This is a genomic window from Mesorhizobium sp. M0227 (assembly GCF_040321855.1).
Classification (GTDB): domain Bacteria; phylum Pseudomonadota; class Alphaproteobacteria; order Rhizobiales; family Rhizobiaceae; genus Mesorhizobium.
In genome coordinates this window covers 139,036-161,621 of sequence record NZ_JAMYSJ010000008.1, presented here as the reverse complement: position 1 = coordinate 161,621, position 22,586 = coordinate 139,036, and the positions used below count along the sequence as shown (strand labels likewise).

The window sequence follows — 22,586 nt, the reverse complement described above, 5'->3', positions numbered from 1 at the left end:
GTAGAAAGGGCTGCCCTTTTTCATATCCTGTGACAAGATGACCGTCCGGCAAGGACGGCGACTGCCAAAGAGGGGCAAGATGGATCCGATTTCAAAATTCTTTGTCAGTTATAAAATCCCCATAGGCGAGTGGGGCAAAGCGTTCTTCACCTTCCTTACCGACAATTTCAACACCTTCTTCCGCGGCCTCTCCGGCGGCTTGAATTTCCTGCTCGATGGAGTGGTCGACACGCTGCTGCTGGTACCGCCGGTCCTTCTCATCGCGCTGATTGCACTGCTTGCCTATTATCTGCAGCGATCGAGAGGCTTGGCGGTGGCTGTCTTTCTCGGGTTGCTGTTCATCCTCAACCAGAACCTCTGGAAGCAGACGGTAGAGACACTGGTGCTGGTGGTTGCCGCCGCCGCCGCCTCGATGGCCATCGGTGTGCCACTCGGTATCTGGGCGGCGCACAAGCCGAAGGTCTATCGCGTCATGCTGCCGGTGCTCGATTTGATGCAGACGCTGCCGACCTTCGTATACCTCATCCCGGTGCTGACGCTGTTCGGCCTCGGCAATGCGCCCGGCCTCATCGTCACCATCATCTTCGTCATCCCGACCGCGGTTCGTCTCACGCATCTCGGCGTCGTCTCGGTGCCGAAGTCGATCGTCGAGGCCGGCGAGGCGTTCGGCGCCACCAAGAGCCAGTTGCTGTGGAAGGTGGAGCTGCCCTCGGCGCTGCCCACCATCATGGCCGGTCTGACGCAGTGCATCATGCTGTCGCTGTCGATGGTGGTGTTTGCCGCACTGATCGGCGCGGGCGGCCTCGGCACCGAAATCAACCGGGCGCTGGGTTCGCGCAAGATCGACCTCGGGCTCGAGGCGGGCCTCGCCATCGTCGTTTTGGCCATCGTGCTCGACCGGATGACCCGCATCGCCGTTGGAGGCAAGAAATGACCGTCGCCGTCGATTTCCGGAACGTCGATATCGTCTTCGGCGCCGACCAGGCCGGATCGCTGAAAATGATCGACGCCGGAGCCAGCCGCGCCGAGATCCTCGAAAAGACCGGCAATGTACTGGGTTGCGCCGGCGCCAGCCTGACCGTGAACGAGGGCGAAATCTCCGTGCTGATGGGTCTCTCCGGTTCGGGCAAGTCGACATTGCTGCGGGCGGTCAACCGGCTCAACGTGGTGTCGCGCGGCCAGGTGCTGGTCAAGGATGGCGATAAAACCGTCGACGTCGTCACCTGCGACGAGGCGACCCTGCGGCGCCTGCGCCAGAAACAGGTGGCGATGGTGTTCCAGCAGTTCGGCCTTTTGCCCTGGCGCACGGTGGAGGAGAATGTCGGTCTCGGCCTCGAACTCGCCGGCGTACCGGAAGCCGAGCGCAAGGAGCGCGTGCAACGCCAGCTCAAGCTGGTCAATCTCGACCAGTGGTCGAAGAAATACGCGCATGAGCTGTCGGGCGGCATGCAGCAGCGCGTCGGCCTGGCGCGGGCCTTCGCCACCGAGGCGCCGATCCTGCTGATGGACGAGCCGTTCTCGGCGCTCGACCCGCTGATCCGCACCAAGCTGCAGGACGAATTGTTGCAGCTGCAGGCCGAATTGAAGAAGACCATCATCTTCGTCAGCCACGACCTCGAGGAGGCGCTGAAGATCGGTTCCCACATCACCATCATGGAGGGTGGGCGCATTGTGCAAACCGGCGCGCCGGAGGACATCGTGCTGCGGCCCGCCAACGACTATGTCCGCGACTTCATCGCCAATGTGAACCCGCTGTCGGTGCTGACCGCCTGGAACGTGATGCGCGACCGTCGCGATCTGGAGCACGGCAAGGATGGCTGGGTGTGGCTCGACCGCCGCAAGACGACGCGCTTCAAGATCGATGATCACGGGCTGGTGGCGGCGGCCGAACGCGATGGCAAACCGGCGGTCTGGGTGTCGTGCGCCGAAGTCGAAGGCCAATCCGAAGAAGCCGCGCAAGTGTTCTGGGCCAATCCGGGCACCTCGCTGAAAACCGTGATGCTGGCCATGCACCGTTCGCAGACCGCTCCCGTGGCGCTGTTCGACGACCAGTCGCGCTTCGTCGGCGCCATCGGCATCCGCGACGTGCTGAGCGCGGTGCTGCGGCGGTAACCTTCGCCGTCAATTCAGCCCATAGGGCGGTTTATTGTTTTCGAGGGAACAGCCGGGTCGCATAATTGAGGTTGAGGAATGCGAAACGCGACGGTGGCTGCACTCATATACGAGTTTCTATTCGACGTTTACCGGCTAATCGACGCCGAGCGAGAGCACAACGAGTGGCTGCCAGACGAACATAGTGTGGTGCGCGAAGCCTTCTTTCACAGTTACATCAGCTGCTGGGAGTGGAGTACCTCGGTGCTGGAGGAGGTCGGCGCCACCAAGACCCTCCAGCTGCCGCACATTAGGCAAGACCCGAACAGGCGCAGTCCGTACAGCTACCCTTTAATGACCTTGGACGACTGTCGCGTTGCAGACTTTTCAGAGTTCGAGACATTCGACAATTATTGCTATGCAATGTTCACCTTTTACCAATTGATCGGTCAAACTTCGCGTGAGAACGAGGTCAATCTGGCCGTTCGGTCTCCCCGGTTCTTGGAGGCAGTCGCATCCAAGGACGATGTCTTCATGATCGAGGACATTCATTGCGTTAAATTTAGACGAGATCGCTTCGAGGAAAAGGTGATGACGCGTTGGCGCGAGATGCAACTTCGCATATTTCGACGCAAGGACGGCGTACTGAAATACGCAACCAGCCCATCCACCGCTCGTTGACCTATGCTGGTTGAAGTTGAGAGCAGACCGACGAAGAACCGGCTAACGAAACTGCCCTGTCATATTGTGGCAGCCTTATGCCGCCAGCGGCAGGCGCAGTTGGGTCAGCAGGCCGCCGCCCGGGTTGTTGGACAGGCGGATCTCGCCACCGGCGGCGCGCGCGATGTTGCGGGCAATGGTCAGGCCGAGGCCCAGACCGCCGGTCTGGCGGTTGCGCGATTGTTCGAGGCGCACGAACGAGCCGAACACGGCATCGATCTGTGCCTGCGGTATGCCCGGCCCTTCATCGCGGATGGTGAGCAGGATCATGTTCTCCGACCGGCGCAGCGAAAGATGCGCCTTCTTGCCGTAGGTGACCGCGTTCTGCACCAGATTGGTGACGCAGCGCTTGAGCGCCACCGGCCGCGCCATGCAGATCAGCCCGCGCGAACGGGTCTCGTCGTCGAACGACACGTCGTCATAGCCGTCGGCGATCGATTCCACGAGCGACCAGAAATCGATGCGTTCGTTCTTTTCCTCGGTCACTTCGAAGGTGGCGAAGTCGATCACCGAGCTGGCGATGCCCTCGACATCGGCGAGGTCGTGCGCCAATGCCTCGCGGACCGCCGATTTGCGCAACAGCTCCAGGCGCAGGCGCATCCTGGTCATCGGCGTGCGCAGATCATGCGCCAGTGCCGCCGCCAGATGTTCGCGGTCTTCGACATATTCGCGCAACCTTGCCTGCATGGCGTTGATCGCCTTGGCGGCGGCTCGCACTTCGCGGCTGCCGCTCTCAGCGATCGGTGGGCTCTTCAGATCCTTGCCGATCCGGTTCACGGCGGTTTCCATCATCCGGTAGGGCGCCGTCAGTCGGCGCAGCGACCAGATCGACATGATCACCACCAGCCCTGCGATCAGCGAATAGAGCGGCAGGCTGTCGAAGCTCAGGATCGGGCCGACCGGCGTGATCGGCTCGGTGAAGTTCAGCCATTGGCCGTCGGCGAAGCGCAGCGAGGCCGTCAGCTTGTCGCTCTGGGCGAAGTCGGCGGCCAATACCAGAAGGTCGCGCTCGACCTGGCCGATGTCGGGTCCCGGGGCCGTGCCGTCCGCGTCATCGGCCTCGCGCGTCGCCGGATCGCGGCGTACGCGTGCATCGGTGATGCCGAATTTCGACAGCCTGCCGACGAGGATGTCTTCGAGTTCGGCCAGTTCGTCGTCACCGGCGATCGACGAAGTGACCGCCGGCGTGTCCGAAACGGTGAGCGCATAGGTTGAATTGAACAGGCCGCTCGCCGTCGCCTTGCGCTCGTCCGGACTGGCGTCATGCATGAGCTGCACCAGCGAGAAGGCACGGTCGTTGAGCCGGTACAGGTCGACGACGTCGTTGGCGGCGGCGCGGTCGCGCGATACGATGTAAAGGGTCGCGACCTGGCTGATCAGCAGGCCGGCAATGACGATCAGCAGCACCCAGACAGGCAAGGTCTGCGGCAGGAAACGTCTCATTCGGAGGTCGTCTCGGGCAGGAACTGGTAGCCGCCGCTGCGCACGGTCAGGATCAGCTTGGGCGTTTTGGGGTCGTCTTCCATCTTGCGCCGCAACCGGCTGACCAGGATGTCGATGCTGCGGTCGAAGGAATAGTCGCTGTCGCCGCCGGACAGTTCGATGAGCTGGTCGCGAGTCAGCACGCGCTGCGCGCTCTTGACGAAGGTCTGCAGCAGATTGAATTCGGCCATGGTCAGTTCGACCCTGACATCGTCGGGTGCGATCAGCCGGCGCCGAGCACAATCCATCGTCCAGCCGGCGAAGCGGTAGATCTGCTTGGTGGTGGCGCGCTTCGGCTCGGCGGCGCCATTGCGCCTGAGCACGGCGCGGATACGCGCCAAAAGCTCGCGCGGGTCGAAGGGTTTGGGCACATAGTCGTCGGCGCCCATTTCCAGGCCGACGACGCGGTCGGTCGTCTCGGTGACGGCGGTCAGCATGATGATCGGCGTCGAATACTGGGCGCGCAGGTCGCGGCACAGCTCCAGCCCGCTCTTGCCGGGCAGCATCACGTCGAGGACGATGAGGTCCACCTGGACGCGCCGCAGGATGGTCTCCATCTCGATGCCGTCGGCGGCAACCGAGGTGTGCAGGCCCCGTTTCTGGAAGAATTCCTGCAGCAGGTCGCGGATACCCTTGTCGTCGTCGACGATCAGTATGTGTGCGTCGGATTTCACAGCAGCCCTGTCATTGTTGCCAAGCCCTTCTGTCTTTGATTGCCAAGCCCTTCTGTCGCAACCCACACGATAGAATTCAGGCCATATGTTGGCCAGTGGCTATGACGGGTTCACACCGGCTTTCTCAGACACAATCCAGAAACAAAATTCTACAGTTCAGAAAAACTCCTGAAAAATTTCAAGGGCATAACTGATCTCGTGGCGGTCAGGTCATCGGCTGCGACGCTAGTCTCCGGGTTTACGGATAAACCGATGCCAAGGTTGTCGATCAGTTTGTTGGGTGCGTTGCTGGGCTTCTGCCTGGTCACTGCCGCTGTCGGACAATCGGACGCAAAGGTGACGCTCACAACCCGGAGCGAACGGTGCGCCAATCTTAGCCACCAATTTGATGAAGCCCTCGAAACCCATGCCACGGCAACGCAGGTCACCGCGGCAAAGGCACTTCAGAGAAAGGGCAACCGGTACTGCGCCGCCAAGAAACAGGCGCAGGGCATCCGGATGCTCGCCAGTGCTTTGAAGCTGCTTGGAGTGACGCCGAACGACCCGGTTCAGTAACACTCCGAAACTTGGCCCGCATAAAAAGGAAACGAAGCCATGAAAAAGTCCATCCTCTCCGCAACCGGTCTCGCCGTCGCTCTCGCCGTCGCGATGCCGGCTCTCGGCAACGCCGCCGCCACCACGACCGCTGCTCCGGCTGCTTCGACGACCACCGCTCCGGCGACTGCCGCTCCGGCCAAGGCTGCTCCGAAGAAGGTCGTCAAGAAGACCGTCAAGAAGCACAAGAAGGCTGCCGAGAAGGCCGTCAAGAAGGACGCCCCGAAGACCTAATAAGGTCCGGCGCAAAATGCCGGCCTGTTGACCAAGGCCGCTCCAGCTGGTTTCGGCTGGAGCGGCCTTCTTCCTGTCCGAACCGCTGAAGCCCTGACGTTGGCGATGAAGCGGGTCGATGGGTTCAACTGATCTTGACGAAGTCTGGCACCGGCAGCTTCCGCCTCGACTGACACTTAACCCGTTTGCAACGCCGACCGTGTAGGACAATCCGCATGAAGAAGCGGCTTTCGTCCATTTTGCGCTCGATGGTGATCGGCGGCCTGGTTGCCACCGGCGTCGCCAGGGTGCTGATCCTGTTCACCGCCAGCCCGGTGCCCGATCCGGCCACCGGACGCACCGAGCCTTCGCTGTTCGCGCCGGCGATTTCCACCAGCTGGGACTACATCACGCCGGCACAGACCTGGCTGCTGGTCGTGCTGACCGGCGCGACGCTGATCTGCGTCGCCGCGTGGCCGATCGCGACCTGGCTGGAACGCCGGGCGGATGCCGGTGGAAACCGCTTTCGCCCCGATATGCCGTCCGCCACGACCGCGCGGCAGATTCCAAGCCGTCGGATGTTCGGTCGCCAGGGCCGTTGAACGGCAAACGACACTTTCCCACATAGGTGTGAATAGCCGCGCCCGGCTTGCGGCGTTGATCAAAATAGACGGCTGCTTTCGCTGGTGCCAGAATGGCGAAGGTCGCTTACGCAAATGGTCGGTTCCAATGCCTGAAATCACCACAAAACCGCGCGTCCAGGTCAAGCCGCAGGTCGAACGGCCAAAGCTCTACAAGGTCATCCTCATCAACGACGATTTCACGCCGCGCGAGTTCGTGGTGACGGTGCTGAAGGGCGAGTTCAAACTCAGCGAAGACCAGGCGCATCGGGTGATGATCACCGCGCATCGGCGTGGCGTCTGCGTCGTCGCCGTGTTCACCAGGGATGTCGCCGAGACCAAGGCGACGCGTGCCACCGATGCCGGCAAGGCCAAGGGCTATCCGCTGATGTTCACGACGGAGCCGGAAGAGTAGCCCTACCGTCCTTCGCGGTACCACATCGAACCCATTGCCAGAAGCAGCAGGCCGAGGCCGAGGAAGCCGCCGAACAGCGGCACGCGCGAGACGGCCTTGAGCACGCTGTCGTCCGTGGTGCGCAGTCCGATCCAGTCGTTGCCGGACGCGGCGCCAGCCGAGCGCACCGGCACGATGGAGGGCAGCGTCACGTCGCTGCCAAGGGCTGTGGACGACGCCAGCCGGCGCACGCTGCCGCCGGTGGCTTCAGCCGGCGCCTTCAGCCGGCTTTCGGTGGAAATGACGTCGGCGAATTCCGGTGCGTTGACCGGCCCGACATGGGCGAGCGCGGTGAGGTCGCCATTGGCGACCTGATAGAGGCCGATCTCGCTGGTCTCGACGCTGCCGAGGAAGACCCCGGGCTCGGATTTATCGAGCTTGACGGTCAAGGTCTTGCCGGACGGGGTGATGATCTGCGCGGGGCCGGGATCGTCGGCCATCGTCTGGCGGCGGATTTCCAGCACCATGCCACGGCCGTCGGCGGTCAGCCGCTCTTCCTCGAGTTCAGGCTCCTTCATCAGCCAGTGGGCGATGCGCCGGTAGAGCTGGACATGCGGGCCGCCGCCCTCGAAGCCGCGCGCCCACAGCCAGCCCTGATCGGACAGCAGCATGCCGACGCGGCCTTCGCCCTTGCGGTCGAGCAACAGCAGCGGCCGGTTGTCGGCGCCCTTCATCACCACTGCGCCTTCGGGATTCTGCACGCCGATGGTGCGGAACCAGCGGCTCCAGTGCGGCGGCTCGCTAGCAGAGCCATCCAGCCCACGCGTCACCGGATGGCGCTGGCCGAGTTCGGTGAGGCGCGGATAGAAGGCCTTGTCGACCACCTCGCCGGTCGGCATCGCCGGCAGGGCGGACATCAGCGGCGTGCGCGCGATCGAGCTTTCGCCGGCATATTCGGGGCCGGCCGCGATCAGCAGCGCGCCGCCCTTTTCGACATATTCGGAGATGTAGTCGTAATAGAGGATCGGCAGCACGTCGCGGTGCTGGTAGCGGTCGAAAATGATGAGGTCGAAATCCTTGATCTTCTCGACGAACAGTTCGCGGGTCGGGAAGGCGATCAGCGACAATTCGTTGATCGGCGTGCCGTCCTGCTTTTCCGGCGGCCGCAGGATGGTGAAATGGACGAGATCGACCGAGGCGTCTGATTTCAGCAGGTTGCGCCAGGTGCGTTCGCCGGCATGCGGCTCGCCGGAGACGAGCAGCACGCGCAGATTCTCGCGAATGCCGTCTATGAGCGCGATGGCGCGGTTGTTGGTGTCGGTCAGTTCGCCCGGTTCGCGGTCGATGGCGAGTTCGACGATGTTGCGCCCGGCGCCCGGAATGGTCACCTGCAGCGGCATCGCCTGGCCAACGGTGGCGTGCTCGACGGCGACCTGTTCGCCATTGACCGAGACGCGCACATCGACCGGGCCGGTCTCGTTTTCGGTCGAGATGACGCGATAGGTCATGTCGAGCGGCTTGCCGACAAGGCCGAAGCGCGGCGCGTTCTCGAAGCGGATGCGGCGGTCCTTTTCGTGGTCGTTGCCGGTGATCAGGGCATGCAGCGGGGCGTTGAAATCGGGCGCGGCCGGGGGGGCGTCATGGACCTCGCCATCGGTGATCATGATGGCGCCGCCGATGCGTGACGGCGGCACGTCGCGGAAGGCGCCTTCAAGCGCACCGAACAGCCGTGTCTCGGTGCGCTCCTCGGCGGCCTCGGATTTGCCGGCCTCGACGAGGCGCACGTCGAACTGCTTGAAGCGGCCAAGTCGCTGCTGCAGCCCGGCCAGCGCCTCGTCGGTCTGCTTAGTGCGGTCGCCAATGTCCTGGCTCTGGCTGCGGTCGACGACGAGGGCGACAACGCTTTTCAGCGGCTCGCGCTCCTCGTTGAGGAACACCGGGTTGAACAAAGCGGCGGCGAGCGCCAGAAGGGCGATGAAGCGGAAGACCGAGCCGCGCTGGCGAAACCACAGGCCGACAAGCGCCAGCAGCGCCAGCGGCACTAGCGCCAAGGCCAGCAGGGGCCAGGAGATCAGCGGTTCGAAGGAGATCGACCAGTTCATTCCTTACCCTCCCCTTTGTGGGGAGGGTTTATCCGAGACCGGAGGGCACCAAACAAACTCATCTTACTGCCCCAGCCGTTCGAGCAGGATGGGCACGTGCACCTGGTCGGATTTGTAGTTGCCGGTCAGCATGTACATCATGATGTTGACGCCGGCACGCAGCGCGTAAATGCGCTGCATCGGGTCTGCCGGTACGGTCGGCAGCAGCGGATCGCCATTCTCGTCGACCGCCCAGGCGCCGGCGAAATCATTGGCGGTGATCATGATCGGCGAGACGCCGTCGCCGGTGCGCACCGGCCGGTTCTCGGCATTGCTGGCGTCGAGCGACGCCTCGACCCACAGTGGGCTGCCGGCGAAGCGGCCGGGGAATTCGGGCAGGATGAAGAAGGATTTGGTCAGCACGTGGTCGGACGGCACCGGCTCCAGCGGCGGCACGTTGAGGTTGCCCAGGATGTCGCGTAGCCGCTCCGTCGCCGGACTGGTCGAATCGGCGCCGATGCCGTTGGCGAACTGGTCGCGGGTATCGAACAGCACCGTGCCGCCCTGCTGCATATAGGCGTCGATGCGGGCGATGGCGGCCTGGCTCGGCATTGGGGCGGCCGGATCGATCGGCCAATAGATCAAGGGATAGAACGACAGCTCGTCCCTTGAGATGTCGACGCCGGCCGGCGCGCCCGGTTCTAGTGCCGTCTTTTCGACCAGGAAGCGGGTCAGGCCCTCGAGCCCGGCGCGGCTGATCGAATCGTCGCCCGGCACGCCCGTCAGCACATAGGCGATGCGGGTCTTCGAAATCGCCTCGATGGCAACCTCATCACCTGACTTGGCGTCGTCGGCGCGGGCAAGGTCGGCATGACCGAACAGGCTACCCAGCGCAATAAGGACCGCGGCGGTGGTTGCCACGGCACCGGCGCGACGCGGCCGGCGTGAAAACAGGCCGCCCATCCAGAACACCGCCAGCGTATCAAGCAGCATCAGCACCAGGGCGGCCGCGACCAGCGCGCCTTTCAAATTGCGCGATTCGTCAAAGGCATACTGGATCGAGGTGATGGGAACAGTGATTTGCGGGCGCGCCAGCGGAGCCAGCGTGCTGTCGGCTTCAAGCAAATTATGGGCAAATACACCTGTCTCGGAACCATAGAGACCGGGCGGGTTTTCAAAAGTCACCGGCAGCGCGCCGGCGCCCGGTACAAGCGGCCGCGCGTCCGGCGTCGGCGGCACCAGCGAGCCGTCGGCTGCAATCATGCGATAGGGCGCCAGCGACGCCGCGGCGGCTTCGGCATTGGCGATGGCCGCGCCCTGGTTGCGCGACAGCTGCACGATGCGGCGCAGCATCTCGACGAAGCTGCCAGAGATCGGCAGGTTCGACCAGGTTGCCTCAGGGGTGACGTGGAACAGCACCAGCGTGCCCTTGCCTTTCTTCAGTCCGGTGACCAACGGCGTGCCGTCGGCAAGGGCCGCCCAGGTGCGCTCGACGATATCGGGTGTCGGCTCGGCCAGCACCTGCCTGCTGACGGTGACCTCGGTCGGGGGCGCCAGATCGGCGAACGGGCCGGCCTTGGGGAATTCGGTGACAGGCTGCGGCGACGTCCATGATAGCGCGCCGCCGAGCGAACGCTCGCCGGTGCGAAGGCGGACCGGCAGCAGATCGTCGTCATCGCCCGCAGTAGCCAGCCGCGAACCGGCGAAACGCACCAGCGTGCCGCCATTGTCGACCCAATCGACAAGCCTCTGCCGGACTTGTCCGGGAATGGTGCCGATATCTGCCATGACGATCATCGCGGGCTTCTGGTCGAGGATCTGCGGGATGGCGTCGGCAAGATCGGCGCTGGAGGGTTCGACCAGATCGGCGAATGGCTGCAGCGCCCGCCTGATGTAGTAGAGCGGCGACAAAAGCGGCTGTGCCTGGTCGGCCTCGGCCTGCGACAATAGACCGACGCGCCGCCGCTTGGAGCTTTCGTCGAGCACGCGGACCGCACCGGCCTGCCGCTCGCCGTCGAGCGCGATGGATGCGAAGTCGTTGCGCAGCTCGAACGGCACCGCCATGGTGCCGGTGGCGGTGGTTTCGCCAGGCGAAAAGGTCAGCGTAGCATCGGCGATGCGGCGGCCCTTGTCATCGAAGGCGCCGGCGGTGACCTGAGCCGGGGCAGGGTCGCCCGGCGCGCGGATGGCGGTCAGTGCAAAGCCGTCGACCTGGTTGTCGGCGGTGGTCAGGCCGGTCAGCGACAGCCTGTCTGCGGTTGCCCAGACGACACGGGTGGCATTTTTCGACAAAAGTGTGTTGAAGGCGGCTTCATCGCCTTTTGCCGCCAGGCCGTCGGCAAGCACGGCGACACTGGCCCCGGGCAAGGTCTCCAGCACGCCGGCGACGCGGGCATAGACGGCGGGCCGGTCGGTCGGGATCGGCCGCGGCTTGGCGGCACGCAGCCGGTCAAGGGCGGTGGCGGCATCGAACGGCCCGATCTCGGCATTGGCCTTTTCGGCGGTGAAGGCGATGACGACCGGCACGCCGTTGGAGCCGGCGTCGTTGATCAGCCGCTCGGCGGTGGCGACGCGTTTGCCCCAGTCGGCGGCACTTGCCCAGTCATTGTCGATGACGAGCGCAAGCGCTGCACCCTCGGCCGGCAGCTTTTCGCGCGGATTGAAGACCGGGTCGGCCAATGCGGCGACGATGAGGGCCGCCATCAAGAGCCTGAGCAGCGTCAGCCACCACGGACTCTGCTGCGGCGTCTCCTCGCGCTTCAGCACGCGGGCCAGGATCTTCAGCGGCGGGAAGATTTCGGTCTGCGGCTTGGGCGGCGTCAGCCTGAGCAGCCACCAGATCACCGGCAGTGCCAGGAGGCCCCACAGCACCATGGGGGCGCCAAAGGAAAGCGGCAGCCAACTCATGCGACAGCCTTTCCTGGCCGATCGCCACCGGCGATCGTGCCGGCACGACCGTCAGCGGTCGGCCTGACCGAGGGGCCATCAGTGGTCATCGCCATGTGCAGCCGCACCAGCGCGTCGGAAGCCAGCCGATCGGTGTGGTTGACGGTAAAGCTCCAGCCAAGCCGTTTGCACCAGGCTGCCAGTTCGTGGCGTCGGGCGGCGTAGAGCAGGCGATACTCATCCCCCAGCATTTCGGCGCGGCCGGCGGTCAGCTTGTCGCCGGTCTCGGGATCGGTGAACTCGGTTCGGCCAGCATAGGGGAAGGTCTCCTCGGCCGGGTCGGCGACCTCGATCAGGTGGGCACGTACGCCGTGGCGGGCCAGCACGTCGAGCCAGGCCATCGTCTCTTCGACGGGATCGAGGAAATCGCTGACGATGACGATGTCGCAGAAGCGCCTGATATCGGACAAATCGGGTTTTGCCGGCAAATCGCCGGCATGCATCAACTGGGCGGCGATGCGTTCGGCGCCGTTGCGGGCGGTGAACGGATCGGTGAGGCCCGGCCAGGCGATGCGCTCGCCGCTGCGCGACAACAGCTCGGCCATGGCCAGCGCCAGCACCAGCGCGCGCGATTGCTTGGAAACGCTGGCGCCGGTCGATTTGTAGAGCATCGACGGCGAGGGGTCGGCCCACAGCCAAACGGTATGGGCGGCTTCCCATTCGCGGTCGCGCACATAGGTGTGGTCGTCGCGGGCCGAGCGGCGCCAGTCGATGCGCGAGGAATCGCCCTCGACATAGGGCCGGAACTGCCAGAAATTCTCACCGATGCCGCGTTTGCGGCGGCCATGCCAGCCGGCGATCACGGTGTTGACGATGCGCCGCGCCTCAACCAGCAGGTCTGGCACAAGCGAGGCCCGCAACCGGCCACGGGCGAGCGCGTCACGCGTCGCTGCCGGAGCCTGGACCTCGCCGATGCGCGGCATCAAATCCCTTTCACGAGTTTCGCCACCACGTCACGCACGCTGGTGCCTTCGGCGCGGGCGGCGAAGGTCAGCGCCATGCGATGCTGCAGCACCGGCTCGGCCAGCGCACGCACGTCGTCGACCGAGGGCGCCAGCCGTCCGTCGTAAAGCGCGCGCGCCCTTGTGCACAGCATCAGCGCCTGGCTGGCGCGAGGGCCGGGGCCCCACGCGACGTTCTTGTCGGTTTCGGCGTTGCCTTGGCCGGGACGCGCCGAGCGCACCAGCGTCAGGATCGCTTCGACGACGCTTTCCGGCACCGGCATGCGGCGGATCAGCGTCTGGATCTCCTTCAGCCGCACCGGCTGCAGCACGTTTTGCGCTTTCGCGTCCTCGATGCCGGTGGTTTCCAGAAGGATGCGGCGCTCTGCCTCGATTTCGGGATAGAGGATATCCACCTGCATCAGGAAGCGGTCAAGCTGGGCCTCGGGCAACGGATAGGTGCCTTCCTGCTCCAGCGGGTTCTGGGTTGCCAGCACATGGAAGGGGGCCGGCAGGTCATGGCGGGCGCCGGCAATGGTGACGTGGTATTCCTGCATGGCCTGCAGCAGCGCCGACTGGGTGCGCGGCGAGGCGCGGTTGATCTCGTCGGCCATCAGCAACTGGGCGAAGATCGGCCCGGGAATGAAGCGGAAGGAGCGTTTGCCGGTCTCGTCCTGCTCCATCACTTCGGAGCCGAGGATATCGGACGGCATCAGGTCCGGCGTGAACTGGATGCGACGCGAATCGAGGCCGAGCACGATGCCAAGTGTTTCGACCAGCTTGGTCTTGGCGAGGCCCGGCACGCCGACCAAAAGCGCATGTCCACCGGCCAGCAGCGCCACCAGCGTACGCTCGACGACGCTTTCCTGTCCGAAGATGACCCGGCCGACCCCGTCGCGGATCCGGGAGATGTCGGCAAGCGCCTTTTCGGCCTCGGCGATCATGTCCTTTTCGCTGATCGGGCTTTCCTTGACCATCACGCTCATGCCGCATCGATCCTTGTGGTTGGAATACCATGGCTGGAACAACGGCTGCACCATACCATAAGTTGCCGCGATTCGGCCTCGCGTGGCGCCTATGTCGAAACTTAAATCACAGACTTAGGCTGACAAGCGGAACAACAGTGACTATTTCGTGACCATGACGGGACCCTTGGGACATCGTGAAGAAAGCCTGACTGATGCCACCGAGGCGCGTGGTCTCGAGGCGCTGATCTCGCGCGCCGCCCGTGCCGGCAAGGGCGCGGCACCCGTCGAACGCTGGAATCCCGACTTCTGCGGCGATCTCGACATGGAGATCAAGGCCGACGGCACTTGGTTCTATCTGGGCACGCCGATCGGGCGCATGCCGCTGGTGCAGCTGTTTTCCTCGGTGCTGCGCAAGGACGCCGATGGCAGGACCTATCTGGTGACACCCGTGGAAAAGGTCGGCATCCGCGTCGCCGATGCGCCGTTCATCGCCGTCGAGATGGACGTTGCGGGTAGCGGCGAAGCGCAGACTATCACCTTCCGCACCAATGTCGGCGATGTCGTCGAGGCCGGGCCGGAGCGCCCGCTGCGCTTTGTCGACGAGAACGAGACCGGCGGGCTGAAGCCCTATGTGCTGGTGCGCGGCCGGCTGGAGGCGCTGGTGGCGCGGCCGGTGATGTATGAACTGGTCGGGCATGGCGAGGAGATCGAGATCGGCGGCAAGACGATGTTCGCGGTGCGCTCCAAGGGCGCCGTGTTCCCGATCATGCCGGCGGACCAGTTGAAGCGGCTGAGTGTGTGATGGACCAGGTGACGCCGGCGCCGTTTTCATCCGCGGATTTTCGCGCGCGCTTTGCCGTGCAGCCCGATGCGCATGCAGGCGACGATTATGGCGATCATCGCTTCAACCCCGGCCATCCGCGCCTCAATCAGGGCATGGCGCTGCGCAATGCCGCGGTGCTGATCCCGGTGGTCGATCATGAGGGCGATGCGACGGTTCTCCTGACCAAACGGGCCGAAAAGCTGCGCAGCCATTCGGGGCAGGTGGCATTTCCGGGCGGCACAATCGATCCGACCGATCCGAGCCCTGAGGCTGCGGCGCTGCGCGAGACCTTCGAGGAGATCGGGCTTGGCCGAGACCGCATCGAGATCATCGGCCGCATGCCCGACTATGTGGCCGGCAGCGGCTACCGCATCGCGCCGGTGCTGGGCATCGTGCTGCCCGGTTTCCAACTGACGCTCAACGCCGACGAGGTCGACGCCGCTTTCGAAGTGCCCCTGCGCTTCTTGATGGACCCGGCCAACCACAAGCGCGACAGCCGTATGTGGAACGATCTCGAATGGTTCTTCTACGACATGCCTTACGGCGAACGGCGCATCTGGGGCGTCACCGCCGGCATCATCCGTACCCTCTATGAAAGGCTTTATGCGTGAGTGTCTCGATCGCGGAAAGGGCCGACTGGCTCGGCGACAAGCATCTGCAGCGCCTGCTGTTCGCACTGGCCGAAGGCGGTGAAGAGGCGCGAGTCGCAGGCGGCGCGGTGCGCAACACGCTGATGGGCCAGCCGGTCGCCGACATCGACATCGCCACCACCTGCCTGCCAGAGGAAACCCTCCGCCGCGCCGAAGCGGAAGGGTTCAAGGCGGTGCCAACCGGCATCGAGCATGGGACAATCACCGTGGTTGCCGGCGGAAAACCTTATGAAATCACGACCTTGCGCGCTGATATCGAGACCGACGGGCGGCGCGCGAAAGTGTCGTTCGGGCGCGACTGGAAGCTCGATGCCGAGCGGCGCGACTTCACCATCAACGCGCTCTATGCCGGGGCCGATGGCAAGGTGGTCGACCTGGTCGGCGGCATTGCCGACATCGAGGCACGCCGCCTGCGCTTCATCGGCGACCCGGAAGCACGCATTCGCGAAGACTACCTGCGCATCCTGCGCTTCTTCCGCTTCTTCGCCTGGTACGGCGACGGGCGGCCGGACGCCGAAGGGCTGAAAGCCTGTGCCCGGCTTAAGGAAGGGCTGGCCCAGCTTTCGTCCGAGCGAATCTGGTCGGAACTGAAGAAACTTTTGTCGGCGCCCGATCCGTCACGGGCGCTGCTCTGGATGCGGCAGGCAGGTGTCTTGACCGCAGCGCTGCCGGAAAGCGAGAAATGGGGCATCGATGCCATCCATGGGTTGGCCAAGGCCGGGAAGGATCTGGGCTGGGCACCCGACCCGCTGCTCAGACTGGAAGCGATCGTGCCGCCCGATGCCGCGCGCATGAAGACGCTTGCCGAGCGGCTCAAATTTTCGACCGCTGAAGCGGATCGCCTGCGCCACTGGGCGCTTGCCACCGCCGTCGAGCCGAAGACGACCGAGGGCGAACTGGCGAAAAGGCTCTATCGCGGTGACCGGCAGGGGTTTGTCGACCGTCTGCGGCTGTCGCTTGCGGCAGCCAGGGTGCGCGCCGTCGAGGACAATGAGGCGCTGCTCGAAGCCGGTGGCTTTTCGCGCCTGCTCGCCTTCGCCATCAACTGGGAAAAGCCGTTGTTTCCACTGAAAGGTGCCGATCTCACGGCGCTCGGCGCAACTCCAGGACCGAAACTCGGCGAAATCCTAAGGAATCTCGAGGCGGAATGGGTCGAAGCCGGGTTTGCCCCTGATCGCGACGCGCTCCTCAAGCGCGCCGCCGAAGCCTTGAAGGCCGGGTAGATCAGGCCGCGTCGCGGGTCTTTTCGATGCGCGAGCGGATCGCCTCGATCATCGTCTCGCGGATCACCGTCTCACCATGCGTCTCGCGCATGTGCTCGACGGCACGGCGCATGACCTCGGCCTCCTCGTCGGCACGCGTGTGCCAGTCACAGCCGGGCACGAGCGACCCGCAGTGAAATTCCTTCATGAGATTTCTCCTTTTCCTCCGTGGAGCCCGAGGCTCCGGCACTTTTTTGGCTGACGGTCCAAATCCGAGATCGGATACTGGGGCCGCGAGCGGGAGAAGCATAACACAGGTAGAGTGGCATTGGTTGCAGTCAACGGCGAAAAGGCGGAGCAGGCGCTGCTCCGCCCTCTTACGCTACCCCCAAACAGGACCGGATATCGTCTCATCCTGCTCTGGCGGGCAAGCCATCATTTTGCGACCTTGACGGCCTCGGCGACCTTGTTCTTGCCCTTCATATCCCATGAGACGCGGACCTTTTCACCGACCGTCAGGCCAGGATCCTTGAAGGTTTTGGGAAGCGTAAAAGACGATCCATCATCGAGGACCAGGCTCATGGCCGTCGTGTCAAAGGTCTTGATCGTTCCGGTGGTGTGCTTGACGGCGGCGAATGCCACTGAACCGGAAGCGAGAAGGGCAGCGGCGGCAGCCGAAACAATGATCTTGCGCATTGCGAAGTACTCCTGGAAAGGCGGGTATCTTTTGACGAAGATGTCCCGCATCGTCTTGGGCCGTCCGGTCGCGTCGGGTCGCGGCTCGCTTTGTCTTGACGCAATTCCGGTCGGAAAGCCGTTTCGCACTTTCCTGGAATTGCGCGCAGGCGAGCCGCCGGCGCTTCCCGACCCGGCGCCACAAATAGACCAGTCTTTTCAACAGCCTATTAGACGAAAAAGAAATTTTTCGCCGCACCGTGTGCCACATTCCATGCCCATTTCGAGCGAATGGGACATCAATGCGGCTCACGCCGGGCTCACCATTTTGTTACGGCCAGCGGACCTCGGGCGGCAGGCTGGAGAGAATGGACGCGACATTGCCGCCGGTCTTCAGTCCGAAGATGGTGCCGCGATCGTGAAGCAGATTGAATTCGACATAGCGGCCGCGGCGGATGAGCTGTTCGTCACGGTCGCCATCGGTCCAGTTCTCGTTGAAGTTGGCGCGCACCAGGTGGCCATAGACGACGAGAAAAGAGCGGCCGACATCCTGGACGAAGTTGAAATCGGCATTCCAGCCGCCTTTGTCGTCACCCGAATGCAGCCAGTCGAAGAAGATGCCGCCGGTGCCGCGCGGCTCGTTGCGGTGCGACAGATAGAAGTACTCGTCGCACCAGGCCTTGAATTTCGGGTAATCGGCGACCGCGGCATTCTTCTCGCAAGCGAATTGCATGGCGCGGTGGAAGGCGACGGTATCAGGGTCGTCCTGGGTGCGGCGGCGATCGAGCACCGGTGTCAGATCGGCGCCGCCGCCGAACCATTGGCGAGATGTGACCACCATGCGCGTGTTCATGTGCACGGCCGGAACGTTTGGGTTCCAGGGATGCGCGATCAGCGAAATGCCAGATGCCCAAAAGCGCGGGTCTTCCTCGGCGCCCGGCATCTGCTTCCTGAATTCGGGTGAGAACTCGCCGTGGACGGTCGAAGTGTGGACGCCGACCTTTTCGAAGACGCGGCCGTGCATCATCGACATGGTGCCGCCGCCGCCGCGCCCCTCGTCACGTTCCCATGGCGTCTTTTCGAAGCGGCCGGGCGACCACGAGGCCAGCGGCCCGCCAAGATCCTGCTCGATCTGCTCGAAGGTGGCGCAGATGCGTTCGCGCAGCGCCTCGAACCACAGCCTTGCCTTCATCTTCTTCTGTTCGATGTCGGCGGGCAGGCCTGCCGGTATTTCTGGTCGTTCCAAGTGCCGTCTCCGGTTGGGGCGGCGAGTCCCACAAATGACTCGTCTTTTGCCGGCGCGATCCCTAATCTCTTAAGGGCAAGGGTCAAGTCACTTTGGTTTTGCGCATGATCCTTTCCGAAACTCGATTCCGATTTCGGGGTCATGCGCCAGGTGCAAGGAGTTGTTTCGTGCGCACCCCGGCAAGACCGCCGCTGGATGGCCTGAAGAAAAGGCTCGACCAAAGCCGTGCCGAGCGTGTTCGTATGCCGCGCGACGGTTTCCTGCGCGAGACCTTCGTGCTGCCGCGCTCCGATGCGCGGCTCAAGGCCAAGGAATGGTTCGAGCGCTTTCCCAAGCAGGCCTACTGGACCGAGATCGAAAGCTGGTTCGAGCGGCCGGGCGACTTGATTGAGTTCACCATCAGGCGCTTGCCTGCGGCTGACTAGGATGTCCTCGAGAGAGGCGGAGCAACCAGCCTTCTTGCCCCTGTCCCCTCGCGCGCCAGCCGGTCGCCCTTGTTACGCAGCGGGCATTTGTCGATCGACATGCAGCCGCAGCCGATGCAGTCGGTCAGCCCGTCGCGCAGTTTCTTCAACTGGGCGATCTTGTGATCGAGCCCGTCGCGCCAGGCGGTCGACAAAAGGTTCCAGTCATCGCGCGTCGGCGTGCGGCCTTCTGGCAGCGATGCCAGGGCTTCACCGATCTCGGCCAGCGAAATGCCGACCTCCTGCGCCACCTTGATGATCGCCACGCGCCGCAGCACGTCACGGCCGTAGCGGCGCTGATTTCCCGCCGTGCGGTGGCTGCGGATCAGGCCGCGGGCCTCATAGAAATGCAATGCCGACACCGCCACACCGCTGCGCATGGCGACCTGGCCGACCGTTAATTCCGTTATCGGTGCCATCTCTGTTTTTCGTCCCGATTTTTCCGCTTGACCTCAAGTTAAGTTGAGCTTGTAGCGAAGAAACCCAGGATCTGCAAACGAAGGAGAAGGCGATGTGCGCCTGGGTCAAGATGACGGGAGACGGGCTTGCCGGCGAACCCCTATCCCAGTTGCCGGATGGCTTCGCCCGCCACCATGGCGACGGAAAGCGCGACATTGATGCTGCGCGCCGCGCCCTGCATGGGGATGGTCAGCCGCGCATCCGCCGCCTGATGAACAGGATCCGGAACGCCTGCGGATTCGCGGCCGAACAGGAGGATGTCGCCATCGGCGAAGGTGAAGCTGGTGTAAGCGGTCGTGGCTTTGGTCGACAGCAGCACCAGCCGGTGCGCGCCGGCTTTGCGCCAGTCCTCGAAGGCGTGCCAGTCGACATGCCGGATCAAAGCAGCCATTTCGAGGTAGTCCATGCCGGCTCGCTTGAGCGCTTTGTCGGAGAGCGGAAAGCCGGCCGGTTCAATGATATCTACGCCGAGCCCGAGGCAAGCGGCGAAGCGCAGGATTGTCCCGGTGTTGCCGGCGATATCCGGCTGGTAGAGCGCGATGCGGAGACGACAGTTCATTTCCGCGTCTTTCTAATAAGTGGCAAATCGGCCACAGCGGGCTCGCGGTTTTGGAAATTGCTGGACCTGCGGGTGGCCATTTTCTGCGAAGTCGGGTATGTCAGCTCCATTGTCAACCCGAACCGATGGAGGGGTAATTCATGATGACCATGCACATCCAGCGCCCCTCTTATGGGCTTACCTGCCTGCCGGCGGTTTCGGTACGACGATTCTCCTGACTCTCTAAGACTTGATCGCACCGATTCCCGCCGAAACGATTTTTCGGCTCTCGAAGGAATCCTGCGATGTTTTTCAAAAAGTCAAAAGGGCTAAACGCCCCAACTGAAGCTGTCCGGACCGATGCTTGTCGTGTCCGGACCGATGCTTATCGTGTCCAGACCGACGCAAAGCGCGCCTCCGGCCGAATGCCGGCGGACGATATTGCTTCGCCTTTTTATCTCGATTTTCACACGGAGGACGGACCGATGTTCGATCCCTATAGAATACCTGGCTCGAGGAGCCTGCATATCCACCGACTGCCGACCTGGGCGCTGCTGATCGGCGACACCTATTCGTCTGCGGTTCACGCCGAGGTTCGCCGCCGGCCGCATCGCGGCATGCTGCCGGATGTCGATTTTTCGCGCGCGGTTCCCGATCCGAGCCGCCCGTCGCTGGTGCGCCGGATCATCCGGCTGGTCAGGCCGGGCGCGAAAAACCGGGCTGGCGGCACCGTGTCGTCAGGATCGGCTGGCGCAGCTGTCGGCGAAAAGCCCGCGAGCCCCTATATTGCACGAGGCATGGCCGACGGTCCGGGTGATTCCAGACCGTCGGCCCTTGATGCCATGGGTACCGGGGATTTCGTACGCTCACGTGCCGCGTAAGCGGCAAACACATTTCACAGGCATAACCTATGTTGTTGTTTAGCTGGTTTGAAAAAAGGCTCGATCCGTTCCCCGCAGCGGAACCGGCCGAGCCGCCCAAGACGCTGGTTGCCTTCTGCCTGCATTATACGCGCGGCGCATGGCCTTATATCCTTTTCGACGCGGTGCTGGTGACGGCCATCGCGATCGCCGAAGTATGGATGTTCGGCTTCCTCGGCCGCATCGTCGACTGGCTGTCGGGGCAGAATCGCGAAACCTTCCTGCAGACGGAAGCCTGGAAGCTCGCCGGCATGGCCTTCATCGTGCTGTTCGCGCTGCCGGGCACGGTATGGCTGCATTCGTTTCTCAACCAGCAGACGCTGATGGGCAATTATCCCATGCGCATCCGCTGGCAGGTGCACCGCTATCTGCTCAAGCAGTCGATGAGTTTCTACCAGGACGAGTTCGCCGGCCGCATCGCGACAAAGCTGATGCAGACGGCTCTCGCCGTGCGCGAATGCGTCATCAAGGTGATCGACGTCCTGAACTACGTTATCGTCTATTTCCTCGGCATGCTGCTCATCGTCGGCTCGGCCGACTGGCGGCTGGCCGCGCCGCTCGGCGTCTGGCTGGTCGGCTATATCCTTTTGCTGCGGTTTTTCATTCCCCGGCTGGGCAAGGTTGGCGAGGAACAGGCCAATGCGCGCTCGATCATGACGGGCCGTGTCGTCGACAGCTACTCCAACATCCAGACGGTCAAGCTGTTCAGCCATGCACGCCGCGAAGCGTCATTCGCCAAAGACGGCATGTCCGGCTTTCTCGAAACGGTCTACCGGTCGATGCGGCTGGTGACAGTGCTTTTTGGCTCGCTTTACATCCTAAATGCATTGCTCTTGTTCTCTGTCACCGCGATGGCGTTGTGGCTGTGGCTGGGGCAAGCAGTGACGATCGGCGCGGTCGCCGTGGTCATCGGCCTTGTGCTCAGGATGTGGGGGATGTCGCAATGGATCATGTGGGAAATGTCGGGCCTGTTCGAGAACATCGGCACGGTGCAGGACGGCATCGCCTCAATCTCGCTGCCGCGCCTTGTCGAGGACAGGCCGGACGCGAAGGAGATCAGCGTTTCCAGGGGTGAGATCCGCTTTGAGGACATTCGCTTCCACTACGGCAAGCAGAAGGGTGTGATTGAAGGCCTGTCGCTGGCGGTGAAACCGGGCGAGAAGGTCGGCATCGTCGGCCGTTCCGGCGCCGGCAAGTCGACGCTGGTCAACCTGTTGCTGCGCTTCTACGACCTCGAAGCCGGGCAGATATTGATCGACGGCCAGGAGATCGCCGGTGTGAAGCAGGATTCGCTGCGTGCGCAGATCGGCATGGTCACGCAGGACACCTCGCTGCTGCATCGTTCGGTGCGCGAGAACATCCTTTATGGCCGGCCCGATGCCACCGACGAGATGCTTGTCGAGGCGGCGCGCCGCGCCGAGGCGCTGGATTTCATCGGCGGGCTTTCGGATGCCAGCGGCCGCAAGGGCTTCGATGCCCATGTCGGTGACCGCGGCGTCAAATTGTCCGGCGGCCAGCGGCAACGCGTCGCCATTGCTCGCGTTATGTTGAAGGACGCACCTATACTTATCCTTGACGAAGCGACTTCGGCGCTTGATTCCGAAGCCGAGGCGGCGATCCAAGAGAATCTCTACAAGCTCATGCAAGGCAAAACCGTCATCGCCATAGCGCACCGGCTGTCGACCATCGCGGCGATGGACAGGCTGGTGGTGATGGACAAGGGTCGTGTCATCGAGGAAGGTTCGCACGAGGAACTCGTCGCCAAGGGCGGGCTCTACGCGCAGCTCTGGCAGCGCCAGTCGGGCGGGTTCCTGCTTGAGGACGGTCCCGCCGACGCCGCCAACGACGCACTTGCAAAGGGGCAAGCCGCAGAATGATGGCCGCC

The 22,586-nt window shown here is 63.6% G+C and carries 24 protein-coding genes; 13 read left to right on the top strand and 11 right to left on the bottom strand.

Features of this window, described 5'->3' with window-relative positions; translation table 11 throughout:
- The first annotated feature begins 79 nt into the window (after positions 1-79).
- The 3 genes from choW (at position 80) to NKJ00_RS13805 (ending at position 2,772) form a co-directional block, all read left to right on the top strand.
- Positions 80-934 carry a choline ABC transporter permease subunit gene (choW, locus tag NKJ00_RS13815; RefSeq protein WP_127266555.1) on the top strand — a complete coding sequence of 285 codons (855 nt, stop codon included), beginning with the start codon at positions 80-82 and terminating at the stop codon, positions 932-934.
- Entirely contained in the window at positions 931-2,112 is a 1,182-nt protein-coding gene (choV, locus tag NKJ00_RS13810) for a choline ABC transporter ATP-binding protein (protein WP_128303733.1), read from the top strand. Before choW ends, choV begins: the two co-directional genes overlap by 4 nt.
- Positions 2,113-2,190: 78 nt before the next feature.
- Positions 2,191-2,772, top strand: a complete 582-nt coding sequence (locus NKJ00_RS13805; RefSeq protein ID WP_128303734.1) for a hypothetical protein — start codon at positions 2,191-2,193, stop codon at positions 2,770-2,772.
- A 75-nt stretch (positions 2,773-2,847) separates the two neighbouring features.
- On the opposite strand, the gene NKJ00_RS13800 is transcribed toward NKJ00_RS13805, so the two are convergent.
- Positions 2,848-4,254, bottom strand: a complete 1,407-nt coding sequence (locus NKJ00_RS13800; protein WP_128303735.1) for an ATP-binding protein — start codon at positions 4,252-4,254, stop codon at positions 2,848-2,850.
- Positions 4,251-4,967, bottom strand: coding sequence for a response regulator (locus NKJ00_RS13795; protein ID WP_013529960.1), 717 nt, complete (start codon positions 4,965-4,967; stop codon positions 4,251-4,253). The genes NKJ00_RS13800 and NKJ00_RS13795 overlap by 4 nt, the downstream gene beginning before the upstream one ends.
- Positions 4,968-5,219: 252 nt before the next feature.
- Between NKJ00_RS13795 and NKJ00_RS13790 the strand changes: the two genes are divergently transcribed.
- The 4 genes from NKJ00_RS13790 to clpS all read left to right on the top strand — a co-directional run bounded on the left by NKJ00_RS13790 (position 5,220) and on the right by clpS (position 6,809).
- The gene (locus NKJ00_RS13790; protein ID WP_023809859.1) at positions 5,220-5,522 is read left to right on the top strand and encodes a hypothetical protein; all 303 of its coding nucleotides are present in this window, start codon (positions 5,220-5,222) and stop codon (positions 5,520-5,522) included.
- 39 nt (positions 5,523-5,561) lie between these two features.
- The gene (locus tag NKJ00_RS13785) at positions 5,562-5,795 is read left to right on the top strand and encodes a hypothetical protein (protein WP_352630060.1); all 234 of its coding nucleotides are present in this window, start codon (positions 5,562-5,564) and stop codon (positions 5,793-5,795) included.
- 215 nt (positions 5,796-6,010) lie between these two features.
- The gene (locus tag NKJ00_RS13780) at positions 6,011-6,376 is read left to right on the top strand and encodes a hypothetical protein (protein WP_023809858.1); all 366 of its coding nucleotides are present in this window, start codon (positions 6,011-6,013) and stop codon (positions 6,374-6,376) included.
- 127 nt (positions 6,377-6,503) lie between these two features.
- Positions 6,504-6,809 carry an ATP-dependent Clp protease adapter ClpS gene (gene clpS, locus NKJ00_RS13775; protein WP_023809857.1) on the top strand — a complete coding sequence of 102 codons (306 nt, stop codon included), beginning with the start codon at positions 6,504-6,506 and terminating at the stop codon, positions 6,807-6,809.
- A gap of 2 nt (positions 6,810-6,811) precedes the next feature.
- Here the strand turns inward: clpS and NKJ00_RS13770 are convergent, their stop codons facing one another.
- The 4 genes from NKJ00_RS13770 to NKJ00_RS13755 form a co-directional block, all read right to left on the bottom strand.
- Positions 6,812-8,890: a hypothetical protein gene (locus NKJ00_RS13770; protein ID WP_352630057.1), complete on the bottom strand. Its 2,079-nt coding sequence runs from the start codon at positions 8,888-8,890 to the stop codon at positions 6,812-6,814.
- Between the two features lie 63 nt (positions 8,891-8,953).
- Positions 8,954-11,776: a DUF4159 domain-containing protein gene (locus NKJ00_RS13765; protein ID WP_352630055.1), complete on the bottom strand. Its 2,823-nt coding sequence runs from the start codon at positions 11,774-11,776 to the stop codon at positions 8,954-8,956.
- Positions 11,773-12,738 carry a DUF58 domain-containing protein gene (locus NKJ00_RS13760; RefSeq protein WP_023809854.1) on the bottom strand — a complete coding sequence of 322 codons (966 nt, stop codon included), beginning with the start codon at positions 12,736-12,738 and terminating at the stop codon, positions 11,773-11,775. The genes NKJ00_RS13765 and NKJ00_RS13760 overlap by 4 nt, the downstream gene beginning before the upstream one ends.
- Positions 12,738-13,742 (bottom strand): AAA family ATPase, encoded by a 1,005-nt coding sequence (locus NKJ00_RS13755; RefSeq protein WP_352440366.1) that lies wholly within the window; start codon positions 13,740-13,742, stop codon positions 12,738-12,740. Before NKJ00_RS13755 ends, NKJ00_RS13760 begins: the two co-directional genes overlap by 1 nt.
- A gap of 154 nt (positions 13,743-13,896) precedes the next feature.
- Here NKJ00_RS13755 and NKJ00_RS13750 point away from each other — a divergent pair, with 154 nt between their 5' ends.
- Genes NKJ00_RS13750 through NKJ00_RS13740 form a run of 3 tightly spaced genes read left to right on the top strand, consistent with a single transcriptional unit; the run spans position 13,897 to position 16,420 of the window.
- Positions 13,897-14,526 carry a DUF1285 domain-containing protein gene (locus tag NKJ00_RS13750; protein WP_352440367.1) on the top strand — a complete coding sequence of 210 codons (630 nt, stop codon included), beginning with the start codon at positions 13,897-13,899 and terminating at the stop codon, positions 14,524-14,526.
- On the top strand, positions 14,526-15,158 hold the full coding sequence (locus tag NKJ00_RS13745; RefSeq protein WP_023809851.1) for a CoA pyrophosphatase: 633 nt from the start codon (positions 14,526-14,528) through the stop codon (positions 15,156-15,158). Before NKJ00_RS13750 ends, NKJ00_RS13745 begins: the two co-directional genes overlap by 1 nt.
- On the top strand, positions 15,155-16,420 hold the full coding sequence (locus NKJ00_RS13740; protein WP_352630053.1) for a CCA tRNA nucleotidyltransferase: 1,266 nt from the start codon (positions 15,155-15,157) through the stop codon (positions 16,418-16,420). The genes NKJ00_RS13745 and NKJ00_RS13740 overlap by 4 nt, the downstream gene beginning before the upstream one ends.
- 1 nt (position 16,421) lies before the next feature.
- On the opposite strand, the gene NKJ00_RS13735 is transcribed toward NKJ00_RS13740, so the two are convergent.
- The 3 genes from NKJ00_RS13735 to hemF form a co-directional block, all read right to left on the bottom strand.
- Entirely contained in the window at positions 16,422-16,607 is a 186-nt protein-coding gene (locus NKJ00_RS13735) for a DUF1059 domain-containing protein (RefSeq protein ID WP_013529972.1), read from the bottom strand.
- Between the two features lie 227 nt (positions 16,608-16,834).
- A complete protein-coding gene (locus NKJ00_RS13730) occupies positions 16,835-17,095 on the bottom strand; it encodes a DUF1344 domain-containing protein (RefSeq protein WP_023809849.1) in 261 nt (86 codons plus the stop codon).
- Between the two features lie 310 nt (positions 17,096-17,405).
- Positions 17,406-18,320: an oxygen-dependent coproporphyrinogen oxidase gene (hemF, locus tag NKJ00_RS13725; RefSeq protein ID WP_352610490.1), complete on the bottom strand. Its 915-nt coding sequence runs from the start codon at positions 18,318-18,320 to the stop codon at positions 17,406-17,408.
- Between the two features lie 167 nt (positions 18,321-18,487).
- Between hemF and NKJ00_RS13720 the strand changes: the two genes are divergently transcribed.
- Complete coding sequence (locus tag NKJ00_RS13720) at positions 18,488-18,745, top strand: hypothetical protein (protein ID WP_013529975.1); 258 nt, start codon at positions 18,488-18,490, stop codon at positions 18,743-18,745.
- Here NKJ00_RS13720 and soxR read toward each other — a convergent pair.
- The gene (gene soxR, locus NKJ00_RS13715; protein WP_023809847.1) at positions 18,742-19,203 is read right to left on the bottom strand and encodes a redox-sensitive transcriptional activator SoxR; all 462 of its coding nucleotides are present in this window, start codon (positions 19,201-19,203) and stop codon (positions 18,742-18,744) included. The genes NKJ00_RS13720 and soxR overlap by 4 nt on opposite strands.
- A 140-nt stretch (positions 19,204-19,343) precedes the next feature.
- Positions 19,344-19,802, bottom strand: a complete 459-nt coding sequence (locus NKJ00_RS13710) for a tRNA (cytidine(34)-2'-O)-methyltransferase (protein WP_127290158.1) — start codon at positions 19,800-19,802, stop codon at positions 19,344-19,346.
- Between the two features lie 464 nt (positions 19,803-20,266).
- On the opposite strand from NKJ00_RS13710, the gene NKJ00_RS13705 reads away from it, so the two are divergent.
- A complete protein-coding gene (locus NKJ00_RS13705) occupies positions 20,267-20,662 on the top strand; it encodes a hypothetical protein (RefSeq protein WP_023809845.1) in 396 nt (131 codons plus the stop codon).
- Positions 20,663-20,691: 29 nt separating this feature from the next.
- The gene (locus tag NKJ00_RS13700) at positions 20,692-22,578 is read left to right on the top strand and encodes an ABC transporter ATP-binding protein (RefSeq protein WP_352630051.1); all 1,887 of its coding nucleotides are present in this window, start codon (positions 20,692-20,694) and stop codon (positions 22,576-22,578) included.
- The last annotated feature ends 8 nt before the right edge of the window (positions 22,579-22,586 follow it).

Bases quoted from the DNA above. Each gene is read 5' to 3' on its own strand.
- NKJ00_RS13805 (WP_128303734.1), top strand. From the start codon at position 2,191: ATGCGAAACGCGACGGTGGCTGCACTCATATACGAGTTTCTATTCGAC.
- NKJ00_RS13735 (WP_013529972.1), bottom strand. From the start codon at position 16,607: ATGAAGGAATTTCACTGCGGGTCGCTCGTGCCCGGCTGTGACTGGCAC.
- NKJ00_RS13745 (WP_023809851.1), top strand. From the start codon at position 14,526: ATGGACCAGGTGACGCCGGCGCCGTTTTCATCCGCGGATTTTCGCGCG.
- NKJ00_RS13770 (WP_352630057.1), bottom strand. From the start codon at position 8,890: ATGAACTGGTCGATCTCCTTCGAACCGCTGATCTCCTGGCCCCTGCTG.
- NKJ00_RS13700 (WP_352630051.1), top strand. From the start codon at position 20,692: ATGTTGTTGTTTAGCTGGTTTGAAAAAAGGCTCGATCCGTTCCCCGCA.
- NKJ00_RS13705 (WP_023809845.1), top strand. From the start codon at position 20,267: ATGTTCGATCCCTATAGAATACCTGGCTCGAGGAGCCTGCATATCCAC.
- NKJ00_RS13730 (WP_023809849.1), bottom strand. From the start codon at position 17,095: ATGCGCAAGATCATTGTTTCGGCTGCCGCCGCTGCCCTTCTCGCTTCC.
- NKJ00_RS13750 (WP_352440367.1), top strand. From the start codon at position 13,897: ATGACGGGACCCTTGGGACATCGTGAAGAAAGCCTGACTGATGCCACC.
- choV (WP_128303733.1), top strand. From the start codon at position 931: ATGACCGTCGCCGTCGATTTCCGGAACGTCGATATCGTCTTCGGCGCC.
- NKJ00_RS13755 (WP_352440366.1), bottom strand. From the start codon at position 13,742: ATGAGCGTGATGGTCAAGGAAAGCCCGATCAGCGAAAAGGACATGATC.
- soxR (WP_023809847.1), bottom strand. From the start codon at position 19,203: ATGGCACCGATAACGGAATTAACGGTCGGCCAGGTCGCCATGCGCAGC.
- NKJ00_RS13765 (WP_352630055.1), bottom strand. From the start codon at position 11,776: ATGAGTTGGCTGCCGCTTTCCTTTGGCGCCCCCATGGTGCTGTGGGGC.
- choW (WP_127266555.1), top strand. From the start codon at position 80: ATGGATCCGATTTCAAAATTCTTTGTCAGTTATAAAATCCCCATAGGC.
- NKJ00_RS13760 (WP_023809854.1), bottom strand. From the start codon at position 12,738: ATGCCGCGCATCGGCGAGGTCCAGGCTCCGGCAGCGACGCGTGACGCG.
- NKJ00_RS13790 (WP_023809859.1), top strand. From the start codon at position 5,220: ATGCCAAGGTTGTCGATCAGTTTGTTGGGTGCGTTGCTGGGCTTCTGC.
- NKJ00_RS13800 (WP_128303735.1), bottom strand. From the start codon at position 4,254: ATGAGACGTTTCCTGCCGCAGACCTTGCCTGTCTGGGTGCTGCTGATC.
- NKJ00_RS13785 (WP_352630060.1), top strand. From the start codon at position 5,562: ATGAAAAAGTCCATCCTCTCCGCAACCGGTCTCGCCGTCGCTCTCGCC.
- NKJ00_RS13780 (WP_023809858.1), top strand. From the start codon at position 6,011: ATGAAGAAGCGGCTTTCGTCCATTTTGCGCTCGATGGTGATCGGCGGC.
- clpS (WP_023809857.1), top strand. From the start codon at position 6,504: ATGCCTGAAATCACCACAAAACCGCGCGTCCAGGTCAAGCCGCAGGTC.
- NKJ00_RS13710 (WP_127290158.1), bottom strand. From the start codon at position 19,802: ATGAACTGTCGTCTCCGCATCGCGCTCTACCAGCCGGATATCGCCGGC.